The organism is Polaromonas sp. P1_G2 (assembly GCF_056405515.1).
Genome location: NZ_JBFUBY010000976.1, coordinates 1 through 492 on the forward strand (window position 1 = coordinate 1; position 492 = coordinate 492).

General features: G+C 56.0%; 1 protein-coding gene. It reads left to right on the plus strand.

Annotated features, from left to right (window positions below; all coding sequences use genetic code 11):
* A partial coding sequence (locus AC1D0P_RS28630; RefSeq protein ID WP_477679828.1) for a hypothetical protein occupies positions 1-492 on the plus strand: 492 nt, incomplete at both ends.

Here is a 492-nt window from a genome sequence, read left to right on the forward strand (position 1 = left end):
GGATGTGGGAACAGAAAGGCACGGACACGATCCATGGCGGCGACGGCAACGACACGATCACTGTCATCCAGCAACAGTCGGGCATCGTGACCGGAGATGCCGGCAACGACACGATTGATCTGACGGCAAACAAATCAACGCTCGTGGACGGCGGTAGCGGAAACGACAAATTCGTCCTCCAAGGAAATGCCGGAGACCTTCTCATACAGGGCGGCGATGGCCGCGACACAATCGACATCGACCGTGACGCCGACCTTTCRCAATGCAAGATCGGCGGCGTCGAAACGCTGATGGTGACGCCCTACAACAATTTCAAACTGACCATTGCCGCCACCGCGCTCGAGCACATACAATCCGTCAGCGGAGATTTGTTTTCGATCCATCTTTCAACCGCCGCCGATTTCCACTGGAACCCAGCCGGGAACGCCAAGCAGTATATTGACCTCTACGGTTCAGATGAGAACGACCATATCGATATGGGCGCTTCACGCA